The organism is Dorea sp. MB18-49, from assembly GCF_023669465.1.
GTDB lineage: Bacteria > Bacillota > Clostridia > Lachnospirales > Lachnospiraceae > Dorea_A > Dorea_A longicatena.
Genome location: NZ_JAMOYX010000025.1, coordinates 24,666 through 40,579, shown reverse-complemented (window position 1 = coordinate 40,579; position 15,914 = coordinate 24,666). Strand labels below are relative to the sequence as shown.

The 15,914-nt window shown below is 42.1% G+C and carries 18 protein-coding genes; 17 read left to right on the top strand and 1 reads right to left on the bottom strand.

Going from position 1 to position 15,914, the window contains the following annotated elements:
- Positions 1-136: 136 nt before the first annotated feature.
- Both NCY30_RS08915 and NCY30_RS08910 read left to right on the top strand, forming a co-directional pair.
- On the top strand, positions 137-1,072 hold the full coding sequence (locus NCY30_RS08915; protein WP_006427232.1) for a C40 family peptidase: 936 nt from the start codon (positions 137-139) through the stop codon (positions 1,070-1,072).
- 446 nt (positions 1,073-1,518) lie between these two features.
- Entirely contained in the window at positions 1,519-1,740 is a 222-nt protein-coding gene (locus NCY30_RS08910; RefSeq protein ID WP_006427234.1) for a DUF1858 domain-containing protein, read from the top strand.
- A gap of 73 nt (positions 1,741-1,813) precedes the next feature.
- Here NCY30_RS08910 and NCY30_RS08905 read toward each other — a convergent pair whose 3' ends face one another.
- Positions 1,814-2,560, bottom strand: coding sequence for an adaptor protein MecA (locus NCY30_RS08905; protein WP_044920682.1), 747 nt, complete (start codon positions 2,558-2,560; stop codon positions 1,814-1,816).
- 439 nt (positions 2,561-2,999) lie between these two features.
- On the opposite strand from NCY30_RS08905, the gene NCY30_RS08900 reads away from it, so the two are divergent.
- The 15 genes from NCY30_RS08900 (at position 3,000) to NCY30_RS08830 (ending at position 15,913) form a co-directional block, all read left to right on the top strand.
- Positions 3,000-3,212, top strand: coding sequence for a hypothetical protein (locus NCY30_RS08900; protein ID WP_006428860.1), 213 nt, complete (start codon positions 3,000-3,002; stop codon positions 3,210-3,212).
- A gap of 115 nt (positions 3,213-3,327) precedes the next feature.
- Positions 3,328-5,244 carry a glycosyl hydrolase family 18 protein gene (locus NCY30_RS08895; protein WP_161170157.1) on the top strand — a complete coding sequence of 639 codons (1,917 nt, stop codon included), beginning with the start codon at positions 3,328-3,330 and terminating at the stop codon, positions 5,242-5,244.
- Between the two features lie 75 nt (positions 5,245-5,319).
- Complete coding sequence (locus tag NCY30_RS08890; RefSeq protein WP_161170158.1) at positions 5,320-6,000, top strand: N-acetylmuramoyl-L-alanine amidase family protein; 681 nt, start codon at positions 5,320-5,322, stop codon at positions 5,998-6,000.
- Between the two features lie 11 nt (positions 6,001-6,011).
- The gene (locus tag NCY30_RS08885; RefSeq protein WP_006428856.1) at positions 6,012-7,073 is read left to right on the top strand and encodes an L-threonylcarbamoyladenylate synthase; all 1,062 of its coding nucleotides are present in this window, start codon (positions 6,012-6,014) and stop codon (positions 7,071-7,073) included.
- A gap of 26 nt (positions 7,074-7,099) precedes the next feature.
- Entirely contained in the window at positions 7,100-7,729 is a 630-nt protein-coding gene (gene upp / locus NCY30_RS08880) for a uracil phosphoribosyltransferase (protein WP_006428855.1), read from the top strand.
- Positions 7,730-7,745: 16 nt separating this feature from the next.
- Positions 7,746-8,234: a deoxycytidylate deaminase gene (locus tag NCY30_RS08875; protein ID WP_006428854.1), complete on the top strand. Its 489-nt coding sequence runs from the start codon at positions 7,746-7,748 to the stop codon at positions 8,232-8,234.
- A 175-nt stretch (positions 8,235-8,409) separates the two neighbouring features.
- Positions 8,410-8,619: a pro-sigmaK processing inhibitor BofA family protein gene (locus NCY30_RS08870; protein WP_070097821.1), complete on the top strand. Its 210-nt coding sequence runs from the start codon at positions 8,410-8,412 to the stop codon at positions 8,617-8,619.
- 201 nt (positions 8,620-8,820) lie between these two features.
- On the top strand, positions 8,821-9,738 hold the full coding sequence (locus NCY30_RS08865) for a hypothetical protein (protein ID WP_055181489.1): 918 nt from the start codon (positions 8,821-8,823) through the stop codon (positions 9,736-9,738).
- Positions 9,739-9,744: 6 nt separating this feature from the next.
- Positions 9,745-10,989: a CpaF family protein gene (locus NCY30_RS08860; protein WP_250818636.1), complete on the top strand. Its 1,245-nt coding sequence runs from the start codon at positions 9,745-9,747 to the stop codon at positions 10,987-10,989.
- The gene (locus NCY30_RS08855) at positions 10,919-11,695 is read left to right on the top strand and encodes a type II secretion system F family protein (protein ID WP_055194312.1); all 777 of its coding nucleotides are present in this window, start codon (positions 10,919-10,921) and stop codon (positions 11,693-11,695) included. The genes NCY30_RS08860 and NCY30_RS08855 overlap by 71 nt, the downstream gene beginning before the upstream one ends.
- Positions 11,695-12,900 (top strand): type II secretion system F family protein, encoded by a 1,206-nt coding sequence (locus NCY30_RS08850; RefSeq protein WP_243121209.1) that lies wholly within the window; start codon positions 11,695-11,697, stop codon positions 12,898-12,900. The genes NCY30_RS08855 and NCY30_RS08850 overlap by 1 nt, the downstream gene beginning before the upstream one ends.
- Before the next feature lie 23 nt (positions 12,901-12,923).
- Positions 12,924-13,100 carry a Flp1 family type IVb pilin gene (locus NCY30_RS08845; RefSeq protein WP_006428847.1) on the top strand — a complete coding sequence of 59 codons (177 nt, stop codon included), beginning with the start codon at positions 12,924-12,926 and terminating at the stop codon, positions 13,098-13,100.
- Between the two features lie 6 nt (positions 13,101-13,106).
- Complete coding sequence (locus NCY30_RS08840; RefSeq protein WP_055181473.1) at positions 13,107-14,543, top strand: DUF5702 domain-containing protein; 1,437 nt, start codon at positions 13,107-13,109, stop codon at positions 14,541-14,543.
- 114 nt (positions 14,544-14,657) lie between these two features.
- Positions 14,658-15,494: a TadE/TadG family type IV pilus assembly protein gene (locus NCY30_RS08835; RefSeq protein ID WP_006428845.1), complete on the top strand. Its 837-nt coding sequence runs from the start codon at positions 14,658-14,660 to the stop codon at positions 15,492-15,494.
- Positions 15,482-15,913 (top strand): prepilin peptidase, encoded by a 432-nt coding sequence (locus NCY30_RS08830; RefSeq protein WP_022416431.1) that lies wholly within the window; start codon positions 15,482-15,484, stop codon positions 15,911-15,913. Before NCY30_RS08835 ends, NCY30_RS08830 begins: the two co-directional genes overlap by 13 nt.
- Position 15,914: the final 1 nt, after the last annotated feature.

The following is a 15,914-nucleotide window of genomic DNA, read 5'->3' as shown; positions in this document are numbered from 1 at the left end:
ATAAATCGAATATTAAATGTATTATAATCAAAGAAAACCTTGACAAAACGTGTTGCAATGTTATAATAACAAACGTAACATATGTAACAATTCTGTAATAATTACAAAAGATAAGAAAACATAAAGGAGGGAGTTTATGGATTCTATTCTTAAAAAAGGATTGTTCCTGGTTACTGTGACAGGAGCCATAACGGCGTTTCCGATTATGGCGCAGGCTGCAGATATAGATGATACGCAGGATATGCCGACAGCAGGAATTGAGCAGGTACTTGGAGAATGTTACACGTCAGAGAAGACAATTTCGGTAAAGGATTACCTTGTACCGACACAAAAGGGAGAGTATTTAGATATGGCATTCGCCAATGTACAGTCATTTCTTTATATAAGAAGTGAACCGACGACAGAAAGCGAATGGGTCGGAAAATTATATCCGGATTACGCGGCAAAAATCATAGGCCCGGTAGGAGAATGGACGAAAGTGCAGTCGGGTAATGTCACCGGATATGTATATTCTGAGTATATAACAGTAGGAAATGAAGCACAGAAAAAAGCAGAAGAACTTGTGCAGAAGAAGGATACGGAAAATGCTAAGGAAGCATTTACGTATGCAGAATCAAAAGAAGAAGAGGCCGCAAGGCTTCAAAAAGAGGCAGAACAAAAAGCCGAGGAGGAGAAAAAGGCAGCAGAAGAAGCGGCCAAACAACAGGAAGAACAACAGACGCAGGCGGCACAGACCGGACAGGCTATTGTAGATTATGCATGCCAGTTTATCGGTAATCCGTATGTATGGGGAGGTACAAGCCTGACAAACGGAGCGGATTGTTCGGGATTCGTACAGTCGGTATTTGCACACTTTGGAATTTCTCTTCCGCGTACGACGTGGGATATGGAGAATGTAGGAACTGCGGTAAGTTACGATCAGGCTGTTGCGGGAGACATTATTCTATATGACGGACATGTTGGAATTTATATGGGAAATGGGCAGATCGTAAATGCAATTAACAGTGCAAAAGGGATAGGAATTTTGCCGGCAACATATACGAATATTGTTACGGTGAGACGACTGGTATAACAGAAACGGACGGGAGATTTTAAAATATTTTTGCGAATCTTTCGTCCCTTTTTTGTTATCCACACTATCCACATAAATTTAGAGTTATCCACAATGTACAAAATCCACAAAAATCGACACTTTTCATCGAACGTACAAAATCTTAAAAAATATGGTGGAAAAAGTTATCCACACAAAAAAATAGGAAAAATGTAGAAAAATGGGGATTTCCACAAAGTTATCCACGTTATCCACACCCAAAGTGGGAAAAACGGGGGATTACTCGGGGATAGAAAAAGAACGAACGTTTTGTAGACTTGTTATAAAAATGACGTTTTGTCGAAAAAAAAAGGAATTCGTATTGACTTTTAAGTAGTCAAATATTAAGAATAAATTTACAGAAAATGTTTACACAATGGTAAAAAGCTACTATAATGGAAACACTGAAATAAAAAGGAGGCGATAAGATGGCACAGATTACAAAAGACATGACATTTGGTGAGCTGCTTTCCAAATACTATTCTACATGTCCAAAGCTTGTTGACGATCTGATGGAAGCAGGAATGGGTTGCATCGGATGCCCACATTCTCAGATGGAATCTATCGAAGAAGGCGCTATGGGACATGGAATCGATCCAGACCTTTTAGTTGCAAAGTTAAATGCAACACTGGAAGCAAGCCAGGCATAATATAAAATGAGTATAAAAAAGCTCTACGGGGAATTATCCCGTAGAGCCTTTTTAGTATACCAGAGTATGCAGATTAAATATTCGCAAGCTGCTGAACCGCATTCCCGGAAAGGAATGTCTCACAGTGCTCTTCTAAAAATGCAAATGTTGCACCGGATGCACTTTCTAATGCACCGTATTCGGATAACATATTACAGATACGGTTAAAATCTGCGGTGGAATGGTCTGACTGTGCAAGTGCCAGCAGATACATCTCTTCCTGATCATCTTTGTATAATGTATTGGAACCGTGGTACATCGGAGCCAGCAGATGAGCGGCCTTCAGTACATTCTCCATTACAGGGAAAGAAAAGAGCCGGATATTGTTACCGGAATCCTTCTTATCTGTATTATCATCTGAAGTCTCAGAAGCTGCTTTTGCAGTCTGTGCTGCCTGTGCTTCAAAAGATTCCTGAACCTTTCCGAGCAGATCAAGTAAACCTTCTGCTCCTTCCAGCTTGCCTGGAGTATTCTTCTTCTTGGCGTCAGCTATGGAAGAAGGTGCAAATTTTGAAAATCTAGTATCGAGTTCTTCTGGGTCCTCGACTTTCGTAATTATCAGCACGATCGAATCTGCAGAAGGGATAGCCTCGATCATAAGAGGAATATCTTCTGCTTCAAAACCAAATTCGAAGGCTGCCTGTTGCATCATATCGCGGAAAAGTGATTTGGCTTTCTCGGTTCCGTATGCCAGTTCACTGAGCTGTAACTGACGGTCAGCAAGATCGGCACGTGTCAGAGTACAACGGATCTGGTTGTCACTGATTTTTTCAATCTTCATAATCATCACTTCCTTCTAAAATAGTATATCATACAAAATGTTGGATGTTCAATAAATTTAATATAAACAAAGTGGAATATAAAAATAAAAAAGACTTGATTCTTCAAAATGAATCGGATATAATGGCCCTACTGGAAGATAGTTTTCCCTGATAACTGTGTTATTAGAACATCAGGAAAAGAATTTCCTGAATTTTATTTCAATTCCACATTCCGGGTGGAATGAATCTATCAATGACAAATCAGATTAATTACAGCCGTTTCAGGCAGATATTTCACGTTAACAATTTATTTTTACAATTACATAATTGCCGGAACTGTTTTCCAGTTATATTTATCAGTTGCTGCATAGAAGGACAGTATTGTATCACAAGCATCTCCCTGACCGTAAAATATGCGTGACAACCACGGTTATCATCCGGTAAAGAGGAGGAAGCAGTATGGGGGAGAAAGAAGAGATGAAAGAGATGTTTCAGGAACTGACTGGTTTTGAAAAGAAAAATATAAGCCTCAGGATCAATGGGGTACCGGCCAGTCCTATGCAGATCGTACAGGCGCATACAATGTGTGAACACCAGTCCTATATGAGGGATTATGTGCTGAATGACAAAGGCGATGTGAAAGAAGTGTGGTTCCAGAATATAACAATTTAATGGAAGAAAATATGTAAATACCCCGCAGATCAGAACGAAAGTTTTGATGAAAATGTCGAAATATAATGACGTGTATCTAACGTTTTGCTATAATGTCTTCTGTAGGAGGTGCAGCATGGAAGACAGAGGAAGAAATAGCCGCACATATAATAACAGAAAAAAAACAAGTGCAAGACCATCCGGAAGACCGGCTTCGCAGAGCAGAAACAGAAGGACATCCGGACAGACGCCTGGAAGAAGACCGACAGGTAGGAGAAGTTCTGCGGACAGAGCGCGCATGAGAAGAAGACGACAGAGAAACCGCATGATCCAGCTTGTCCTGTTAATAATATTAGTAATTGCAGCAATAGCAGGGATTGTTATATGGAAACGATACAGCCCGTCAAAAGAGCAATATGATATGAAGAAATATTATGGAATTGAAAAAGACGGACAGCTTGGGATCACTGTAGATAACAAGGTCGTAGAGGCTAAGGGTAAATTGTCGGACGGAAAGGCTTATGTTGCGTATGATGTCGTAAGAGATTACATTAACAGCCGTTTTTACTGGGATTCGAATGAGAATGTACTGTTGTATATGCTTCCGAAGGATATGATATCGGTAGATGTGGGCAGTAAGGATTATTCGGTATTCAGAGAGAAAAAGAGCGAAGATTACGTCATTTTAAAAACAGAAGGAAACACAGCATATATCGCGTTGGATTTTGTCCAGCAGTACACCAATATTGATTATGAAGTGTCAAGTAATCCGGATCATGTAATGATCAGAACCAAATGGGGCAAAACGGATGTGGCAACTGTAAAGAAGAATACACAGGTGCGTTATCAGGGTGGAGTAAAGAGCCCTGTACTGGCAGAACTCAAGAAAAAAGATGAAGTAACAATCATCGAAAGTGAAGAAAACTGGAAGAAGATCCGCACAAAAGAAGGTGTGATCGGATATGTTAAGAACAATGCTCTGAAGAATGAAGAGAAGAAGAACATTACAAGAAAATTCGATGAGCAGAACTATTCAAGCATTTCAAAGGATTACACCATTAATATGGCATGGCATAATGTAACAAATCAGGATGCTAATAAGGGAGTGGCACAGAAGATCGCACAGACCAAAGGTCTTACGACACTGGCACCGACATGGGTGCATGTGGCAGATACCAGCGGCAATATTACATCTATTGCATCATCTGATTATGTAAGTTATGCACATCAGCAGAATATCGAAGTGTGGATGACCGTCAGAGACTTTGACGGAGGAATCAGTTCAGAACAGGAATCTTACGAATTGCTTAGTTATACATCAAGACGTGAAACGCTGATCACACAGCTGATCGCTGAAGCGCTGCGTGTTGGGGTAGACGGTATTAATGTAGATTTCGAGAAGATATCTGATAAATGCGGAGAACATTATATAGAATTCATTCGTGAATTATCGGTGAAGTGCAGACAGAATGGTCTGGTATTATCGGTGGACAATTATGTTCCGAAGAGTTTTAATACGCAGTATGACCGTAAGGAGCAGGGAATTGTAGCAGATTATGTAGTGATCATGGGCTATGATGAATATTATGCGGGTTCCCCTGAGGCAGGACCGGTATCCTCATATAATTATGTAAAAGAAGGTATTGAGGAGACATTAAAAGAAGTTCCGGCTAAAAAAGTTATCAGTGGAATTCCGTTCTTTACACGTCTGTGGAAAGAAACACCGAAGACAGAAGAAGAGCTGGCAAGTGAAAAGGGAACAGATGCGGCAGAGTATTCTGTCAATGTAGAAAGTGTGGCATATGGTATGGATAATGCCCAGGCGCAGATTAAGCAGGCTGGGGTTGAGACGACATGGGACAAGAAGGCCGGACAGAATTATGCAACATGGGAAGCAGACGGAGCAAAATACGAGATCTGGCTGGAAGATGCCAAATCCATCGAACCAAAACTTAAGCTCATGCAGAAGTATAAGCTTGCAGGTACCGCTGAGTGGTCTTTGGGACAGGAAAGCACGGATATCTGGAATCTGATTCAAAAATATGTAAATTAATCAAAACTAAATAACAGATAAAATACCTCTTGCAGTCATATAGTAGAATATATGAATTGCAGGAGGTATTTTTATTTGCGAAAAAAAATAGAACTGGCAGTACTGTTACTTTTTCTGGCGGTACTTGTGCTGCTCAGTAAGAATCTGCAAAAACTTGTATCCAGCGGAAATGTAACAGCGAAAAATAAGATAATCGTTCTTGACAGCGGGCACGGCGGGGATGATCCGGGAAAGATCGGTGTGAATCAGGCAAAAGAAAAGGATGTCAATCTTGAGATCGCCAGAAAAATTAAAAAAGGACTGGAGAAAAAAGGCTGGGAAGTTGTAATGACAAGAGAAAAAGATGAGATGCTCGGCGATCCACAGGCCGGAAATAAAAAGATCCATGATATGAAAGCAAGAGTAGAGATCATCAATAAAACAATGCCGCAGGCAGCGGTAAGTATACACCAGAACAGTTATCAGGATGAACAGATACGGGGTGCACAGGTCTTTTATTATTCTCATTCGGAAGAAGGAAAGAGAATGGCGGAGCAGATGCAAAAAGCCCTTCTTACAGTGGATGAGACGAATACAAGACAGGCAAAAGCAAATGATACATACTATCTGCTCAAACGTACGGAAGTACCGACGATTATCGTTGAGTGTGGCTTCTTAAGTAATCCGGAAGAGGCCGCGAAGCTGACCGATACGAAGTATCAGAAGAAAATGGCAGATGCAATTACGAAAGGAATCATTGCTTGTGTGGAAAACTAGAGTGTAGTATAATGAAAATCATGAAAACAATAATAGAGAAAATAGATAAAAATCAAAAAAATACAGATATTATAAGAGAAGCAGGACGGATCTTAAAAGAAGGAGGTCTGGTTGCATTTCCCACAGAGACTGTATATGGTCTGGGAGCCGATGCATTGAATGAAGATGCGGCAAAGAAGATATATGCCGCAAAAGGAAGACCGTCCGATAACCCTTTGATCATCCATATCACGAATATGAAAGCACTGGATAAAATTGTCTCAGAAGTTCCGGAGAAAGCTGTTAAAGTTGCAGAAAAATACTGGCCGGGACCGCTTACAATGATCTTTAATAAGAGTGATATTGTGCCGTATGGAACGACGGGAGGTCTTGATACGGTTGCTGTCAGAATGCCGGTAGACGAGATCGCAAGAGAAGTAATAGATGCGGGTGGCGGTTATATCGCCGCACCAAGTGCCAATACATCGGGAAGACCAAGCCCGACGACTGCACAGCATGTGGCAGAGGATCTGACAGGCAGAGTGGATATGATCGTAGACGGTGGTGCTGTGGAGATTGGCGTGGAATCAACGATACTGGATGTGACAGTAGAGCCGCCGATGATCTTAAGACCCGGAGCGATCACAAAAGAAATGTTCGAAGAAGTAATCGGGGAGGTTACAGTTGACCGGACACTGATCAGACCGGACAGCAAACAGGTGCCGAAAGCACCGGGAATGAAGTACCGTCATTATGCACCAAAAGCAGATCTGACGATCATAGAAGGACCGCTTGAAAAAGTAGTAAAAGAGATTAATAAGCGCGCAAAGGAAAAATCCGAAGCAGGCTATAAGGTAGGAGTGATCGGAACAGAAGAAACCGTAGCTGATTACAAATCCGGTGATGTAAAATGTATCGGAACAAGAGCCGATGAGTCTACGATTGCTGCGAATCTGTTCCGGATATTAAGAGAGTTTGATGACGACCAGGTAGATTATATCTACAGTGAGTCGTTTGATACTGCGGGAATCGGAAGTGCGATCATGAACCGTCTTCTGAAGGCTGCAGGACATCATATAGAAAAATTGGTATGATACATTGCACAACAAGGAGGAGAACAATGTCGAAAGTACAGGTTATGGATCATCCGCTGATTCAGCACAAAATCAACTACATCCGCAATGAGGAAGTAGGATCAAAAGAATTCAGAGAAATCGTTGGGGAGATCGCATCATTGATGTGTTATGAAGCAACAAGAGATCTGAAGATGGAAGATGTTAAGATAAAAACACCAATCTGCGAGATGACAGGTAAGCAGTTAAGTGGTAAGAAACTGGCTGTAGTTCCGATCTTAAGAGCAGGCCTTGGAATGGTAGATGGAATGTTAAATATGATCCCATCTGCAAAGGTTGGACATATCGGTCTTTACAGAGATCCGCAGACATACGAACCGGTGGAATATTACTGCAAACTGCCATCTGACTGCGATGAAAGAGAAGTATTTGTCGTAGATCCAATGCTGGCAACCGGCGGATCATGTATAGCAGCACTTCAGATGCTGAAAGATAAAGGTGTAAAGCATCTGCGCTTTATGTGTATCATTGCAGCACCGGAAGGTGTAAAACATCTGCAGGAAGCACATCCGGATGTAGATGTATATATCGGTGCACTGGACGATCATTTGAATGAACATAAATATATCGTTCCGGGACTTGGTGACGCAGGAGACCGTATTTTCGGAACAAAATAGTGACGAGGAGAAACATATGGGAGATAAAAGAAAGGATTATATAAGCTGGGATGAATATTTCATGGGAGTTGCCAAACTTTCGGGAATGCGTTCTAAAGATCCAAATACGCAGGTTGGATGTTGTATAGTCAGTCAGGATAATAAGATTCTGTCAATGGGATATAATGGTCTGCCGACAGGCTGCTCGGACGATGTATTTCCATGGGGAAGAGAAGGGGACGATCCTTTGGAGACCAAATATGTATATACGGTTCACAGTGAGCTGAATGCGATCCTGAATTACCGGGGCGGCAGTCTTGAAGGAGCCAAATTATATGTATCCTTATTCCCATGCAATGAATGTGCCAAAGCAATCATTCAAAGCGGGATTAAAGAGGTTATCTATGATTGTAATAAATACGAGGGTACAGCTGCGGTAATGGCTTCCATGAAGATGTTTGATGCGGCAGGAGTAAACTATCATAAGTATCACCGCACGGACAGGGAAATTAAGATTTCGTTATAAGATATGAAAAACAGGTTTGGAAAAGGAATTCCGGACCTGTTTTTTTGTATCGCCATGCGTTCGGAAGAAACTGCCGGTGGCGGGTTCTGTAGATACCAAAGTATATAAAAGAGTGGAATAAAGTATGGATAAAAGGACATATAATTAAAAAAAGTAAAAAGAAATAAGAACAATTATGAAGAAATGGGGAACAAAAATTGCAGTAAATTTCCTGGTTCGAGGAATTGTCAGCTTCGCAATTATATTTTTTGTAAACGGATTTCTTGACGGACAGGAGATTTCTGCGTGTGTGGGAATGAATCCTGTCACATTTTTGACATCGGGAATCCTTGGATTTCCTGGGGTTGCCATGCTTTACGGTATAACTTTCTATCAAATTATGTGAACATTGCACAAAGATTAAAAATTTTTAAAAATACCATAGACAAATATAAATCATCAGGTATATAATCAGCCTACAAGTTACGAAGTAGCTTGTATCTGATTTGTAGTTCTAATTGTTAGATTCAAAAGATTCAATGAATTCAGTGCCATATCGGCAAGACGTTTCAGACATTTTTATAATGTATTGAAGGAGGGATAGTATGTGGTAAGCAGAAATCTGGTAATTTGCGACCAGGAAGAGAGATATGCGGCGGCGCTTGCACATTTTTTTATGAAGACCAAGGAATTGGCGCTTGGAGTGCAGGTGTGTAACAGTGTTGCGCAGGCCCTGAGACTGCAGGAGGAATCACCGATTGATATTCTTCTGATCGGCAGCGGTTATCCACAGGAAGAGCGGCAAAAAGTACGGGCAGAAAGTGTGTTTGTTCTGACACAATCGGAAGACGTGGCACATGAGACGCATGAGAAACTTATTAATAAATATCAGTCCGGAGAGGCCATCTTAAGAGATGTGATCGAACAGTGCCAGGAGTCGGTAGAACCGGGGAATTTCTTTCTTGGCACGGTGAAGAAAGAAAAGGTTCGGATCATCGGAATATTTTCCCCTGTTCATCGAAGCAGGAAGACCGGATATGCATTGAGACTGGGGAAAGATCTGGCCAAAACATATAATGTATTGTATCTGAATCTCGAGATGTATGGAGGTATTGGCGGTCATTTTCCTGAGATTGGACAGACAGTCGCAGATGCACTCTATTATTCGAGACAGGAAAAGAAGCATTTAAGAGCAGCACTTGCGGGTATGGTAAAGCATATGGGGCCGCTTGACTATCTTCTGCCAATGAGGATGTCGGAAGATCTGAAGGCAGTAAAGATAGAAGAATGGATGAGATTCATAGAGCAGATTGCCAGCCAGAGCATATATGAAGTGCTGATATTGGATATCGATGAAGGAATCCGGGGTGTATACGAACTTCTGAGGATGTGTACAGAGATACATGTAGCAGTAATAAAAGAGGAGGTGGCGCAGGCAAAGATGTTCCAGTTTGAAGAGGAGTTACATCTGATGGGATACGATGATGTCAGACATAAGATGATAAAAAAAGAACTGGAAGGATGATAAAGAATGATAGAAGCAGAGCAGCTCCATGCAAGAATCCTGGCCAGATTAGATATGACAAGGGACATGGAGGATGAAGAGCTGACAGAATTGATCTATGAAGTACTTCAGGAAGTCTCACAGGAAGAATATCTGCCGCTTGATCAGAAGACAATGCTTGGAAAAGAACTTTTCAATGCATTCCGGAAACTGGATCTGTTGCAGGAATTTCTGGAAGATGATGATATTACAGAGATTATGATCAATGGAACACAAAATATTTTTATTGAAAAGGCAGGGAGGATATCCCAGTCAGATAAAAGATTCTTGTCGGCGGACAAGCTGGAAGATGTGATTCAGCAGATCGTGGCAGGATCTAACAGACTGGTAAATGAGGCATCACCGATAGTGGATGCCAGACTTGCGGACGGATCTCGTGTAAATGTTGTGCTGCCACCGGTAGCGCTGAACGGACCGATCGTTACAATCCGAAAATTTGCAAAAGAAGTAATTACAATGAATAAACTGATGGAATGGCAGTCAATCAATTCAGAAGTATCGGGATTTCTGGCTTCATTAGTAGCCGCCGGATACAATATATTCATCAGTGGTGGAACCGGATCCGGGAAAACCACATTCTTAAATGCATTATCGCAGTACATTCCAAAAAATGAACGCATCATCACAATTGAAGACAATGCAGAATTGCAGATTCAGAATATAAAGAATCTTGTAAGACTGGAGGCAAGGAACGCGAACGTAGAAGGAACCGGGGAGGTCACGATCAGAGATCTGATCAAATCGGCGCTTCGTATGAGGCCGGACCGTATCATCGTAGGAGAAGTGCGCTCGGCGGAAGCGATTGATATGCTTCAGGCACTTAATACAGGACACGACGGAAGTCTCAGTACGGGGCATGCGAACAGTCCGAAGGACATGATAAGCCGTCTGGAAACTATGGTACTGATGGGAATAGACCTTCCCCTCCCTGCAATTGAGCGTCAGATCGCGTCAGGACTGGATATCATTGTACATCTTGGAAGGCTTCGGGATAAAAGCAGGAAGGTGCTGGAAGTAACAGAGGTATTAGGATATTGGGATGGACAGATCCATTTGCAGACGATTTACCGGTATGAAGAGATTCGTAAGGAGGATGAAAATGTAACAGAAAATGAAAAAAAGGATCAGGAAAATAAAGTCCATGGAGAATGGAAAAAAGTTGCGGAACTTTTTCACCGCGAAAAACTTGTGGCAGCAGGATATTACATTTAAAGAACGCACAAAAGCAGGGATGAAGACGGCCGGAATGATAGGCATTACAGCCTGGCTTTATTATCGCAGAGTGTGGGCCGCTATTTTTTTGATACTGCCGGGAATCTGGCTGTACAGGGAATTCCTGGAAGAAGAAAGTAAAAAGAAGGAACAGGAATTTCAAAAACAGTTCCGGGAGATGATACAGACACTGTCGTCGGCGCTTAATACAGGATATTCGGTGGAAAATGCATTTTATGAAACGCAAAAAGAACTTAAAATACAATATCCTGAAGAAGCGAGGATTTCCAGAGAATTACTTCTCATTACAAGGAAATTAAGAATGCATATTCCGGTTGAACAGGTCCTGGAAGAATTTGCAGAGAGGGTTCCGTCAGAGGATGTAAAAAGCTTTGTGACAGTATTTGTAACAGCGAAGAAAAGTGGCGGGGATATGATCGGGATTATTCGTAATACAACCAGTCAGATCGGCGATAAGATAGAGGTAAAAAGAGAGATTGATACACTACTTGCCGCAAAGAAATATGAATTTCAGATCATGTCGATGGTTCCGTATGGGATTATTGCTTATATGTCACTTAGTTTTTCTGATTTCATGGAAGAATTGTATGGGAATGTAACAGGAATAGGGGTGATGACGCTATGTCTCGGAATCTACGTGGGCGCTTATTATCTTGGAGTAAGGCTCCTGAGAATCGACGTATAGTGAAGGCAGCAGGCCTGATCATTGCTTTGGGGATATTAGTGACGGGAGCAGATATGGCATGTTCCCGGACACAGATGACACCATCCATAGAGAGAAATGACTATGGAAAAGGGAAAAAAGTGGAAGAACTGGATGTGCAGATCGGAAATAAAAAGAAAAAGGTCCGGACTTCGGTAGAGGTATCAGAGCGACAGTATTCTGCGAAGGAGGTACAGGAATTATTCTCAAGGATCATCAGGAAAATGGACAGGCTGATATTGGCCGGTAATGAGACATTGGATCGTGTGGATGAGGACCTGGATCTGGTCACAGATATCCCGGGGGAGCCTGTGAAGGTCTCCTGGGAACTGGACCGGTATGACGTAATGGATATCCAGGGCAAACTTAAGGAGCAGAATATCTCTGAAAAAGGAGTTCTTGTAAAACTGAATGCAGTCCTTACCTATACGGCAAACGAAAAAGAGCAGGCTTCTTATCAGTGCGTGGCATGTGTATATCCGAAAAAACTAAGCGGAGAAGAAAGCACAAAAAAGAATGTTGAAGAGGCAATAAAAAAAGCAGATACAGCAACAAAAGAAAAGAAAAAACTAATTCTGCCAGAGATGCTGGACACAAATGAACTCAGATATTATCAGGCCTTTAATGAACGCGGACCGGTTATAACGGTAATGGGAATGATGATAGGGATACTTCTGTATGCATTACAAAAACAGAATATCCGAAAGGCAGAAGAAGAAAGAAAAAAGCAGATGATCGAAGATTATCCGGAAGTCATCAGCAAACTGACATTGTATCTTGGTGCAGGAATGACGGTAAAGAAGGCATGGAGAAAGATAACCGAAGGATACATGAAGGAAAAAGAAGACGAAAATGAAAGATACGTATATGAAGAAATGAGACAGACCTGCCATGAAATGGACAGCGGCGTAACAGAAGCTGAAGGCTATGAAAATTTTGGAAGACGATGTGATCTGCAGATTTATATAAGGCTAGGAGCACTATTGTCACAAAATTTAAGAAAAGGAACGAAGGGATTATCAGAACTTTTAAAGCTGGAATCCATACAGGCTTTTGAAGAACGGAAGGCGCGGGCGAAAAGACTGGGTGAAGAAGCAGGAACGAAGCTGCTTTTGCCAATGTTTCTGATGCTGGTAGTAGTATTGATCATTGTTATAGTTCCGGCTTTTTTGACCATGCAGATATAAAGGATAAGAAAGGAAGAGATGTTATGTGGAGAATACGATATGCATTACAGGTATTAAAAGATGACAGGGGAATCGGAGTAGTGGAAGTGATATTGATCCTGGTGGTTCTCATTGGGCTTGTTATCATCTTCAAATCCCAGCTTACCAGTCTGGTGCAGACAATCTTTGAAAAAATCACCAGTGAAAGTTCGGGAATTTAAGTTATTATGCATTCGAAAGAAGCGGCCGGCTGTAGATTATGCAGATACCGAAGAGTGCAGGAAAAGCGGCCGGATAGGGACTGTTTGAATGGAGAAGTTACAGTCTATCTGACGTTGACTTTTGTTCTGTTTGTTTCTTTGATACTGGCTCTTGTGGAAAGTGCGTCGGTGCAGATGGCAAAGAATTACAGGCGGGCAGATATGAACCGGGCATTGGAATGTGTATTTGCAGAATATCAGAAAGAATTACTGGAAAATTATGACGTATTTGCCATTGAATGCGGTTATGAGACTGGGACTTACACGGAACAGAATATTCTGGATCGTCTTTCTTATTACGATGCAGATATGGAAAATGAGATAGAGCGGATCCAGTTGTTTACAGATAATAGCGGAGAGTTATTTCGTGATCAGGTCGGAAAATACATGAAACATAAGTACGGGATCGCGTGGGCGGATAAATATCTGGGAAATGTCTCTCTCTGGAAGAACCAGGAAGAGAAAGCGGATGAATTTACTGAGGAAGAGGAAAAGCAAAATGATCAGCTTAAGGATCTTTTAGGAGAACAGGAAGCAGAACTTCCGGAAGAGGAAAATCCGATGCAGCATGTAGCAGAATTGAAACGTTCACCAATCTTAGAACTTGTGCTTCCGAAAGATAAGACAATATCGGAGAAACAGATATCATTACAGGAGATGCCGGAAAAAAGAGAAAATCATACCGGATATGGGGCTTTTTCAGATGTGGAACCGGAGGATGGAACGTTGACGTCCGTTTTGCTCGGAGAATATGTGATAGATCATTTTACAGATTTTACCGATGGACCGAAAGGAGGAGAACTTGATTATGAACTGGAATATATTCTGGCGGGCCGGGAAAGTGACAAAGGAAATCTGGAAACGGTGGCAAAGAAGCTTGTGATGTTGAGATTTGTGCCGAATTATATTTATCTTCAGACGAGCAGTACAAAACAGGCGGAAGCAAGGGCGGCGGCCGGGACTTTATGTACACTCCTGGCAGTCCCGGCTGTTACAGAGGCAGCGGCGCAGGGAATCCTGCTTGCCTGGGCATATGGAGAATCCGTTATGGATGTCAGGTCACTCTTAGACGGGCAAAAGGCCGCAATTACAAAAGATGATACGAACTGGCAGTTATCGTTGTCCGGTCTTATGAAACTTGGAACAGATGAAGATACAGGAACCGGCATGGATGTGCAGGATGGTATGGGATACAAAGACTATATGAGGATGCTCTTATTTCTGGAAGGAAAGGAACGCATGTCTATGCGGGCAATGGGCATCATTGAGAAAAACATGCAGAGCATTTACGGACAGCCGGCGTTCCGGATCGATTACTGTGCAGGAAGAATGGAGATCCGTACAGTGTGTAATCTAAGAAGAGGAATAAAGTATCAGTACCGGACATATTACGGTTATCAGTAGAAAGAATCAGAGAACAAGATGTAATAGTATGAGGCGGATAAAGATGCCCTTTCAGGCATCAAAAATATCCCAAAATTATAATAAAAAAACAAAGAAAGGAGCAGGATTCGCATTATGAGTAACAATTTACTCCCCTCACAACCTATCTGTTATTCAGGCCTTGAAAGGGTATCTTTATCCGTCTCACAACTATTGCGCAGATTTTCCGATGACAGACAGAAAGGAAGCGTGACGGCAGAGGCAGCGGTTGCTGTACCGGTGTTCTTTCTGGCAGTCGTTACGATGTTGTATCTTCTGGAGATGATGGCAGTACATACGGCAGTGAGAAGCGGTCTTCAATATGCAGGAAAAAAAGCAGCTAAAGAAAGTTGTGTGACGCAGATGCTGATGCCGTCAAGGATAGAGAATGATCTGGTGTATGCAGTGGGTGAAGAACGGCTTGGAAGAAGTATTGTAAGAGGCGGGAGCAGTGGAATAGACTGTTCACGGTCGAAGATGTCGGCCCGAACCGGGATCGGTAAATTAACGGCAGAGTATCAGGTAGTCATTCCGGTGCCGCTATTTGGGATTGCTCCGGTAAAATGCAGTGAGAAAATGAAGATAAAGGCGTGGAGCGGATATGAACGGGAAGGGTGGATGGATACGGGAAATGATACGGTGTATGTAACGGAAACAGGACTTGTATATCATAAAGATTATCATTGTTCGCATCTGGATCTGTCGATCCGCATGACTCATTTGGAACTGGTAGAGGGACTTCGCAATGAAAACGGAGGCAAATACTATCCATGTGAACACTGTGTAAAAGGAAACGGGGGAAACATTTATATTACGAATTCGGGAGACCGGTATCACAGTTCGCTGTCGTGCAGTGGTTTAAAACGGACGATATATGCAATACCGATATCGGAGGCGGCAGGAAAGGGGGCCTGTTCCAGATGTGGACAATAAGCAAGGTGCTGGCAATGGCTGTATTAACAGGACTGTCAGTGATGGATTATAGAATACGGAAAGTTCCGCGGGATGTACTTCTGCTATGTATGGCAGGGGTGATCATCTATCAGGTACTGACGGGAAATGTAGACTGGAAATTGTCGGTGGCCGGTGGATTAAGCGGCATATTATTTTTATGGATCAGTAAAATTACCAATGAAGCGATTGGGTATGGGGACAGCCTGGCAATTCTGATCCTGGGGATATATCTGGGAATCTGGGGACTTTTGGAAGTGCTTATGACGGCATTTTTCATCCTTGGAATTATCGGATTGATCTGTGTGGTAATAAAAAGAAAAAAGAAAGGACTTGCTTTTCCTTTTTATCCATTTCTGACAGTGGGATATCTGCTTGGGGTGTGTATAGGAGGAATCTGAG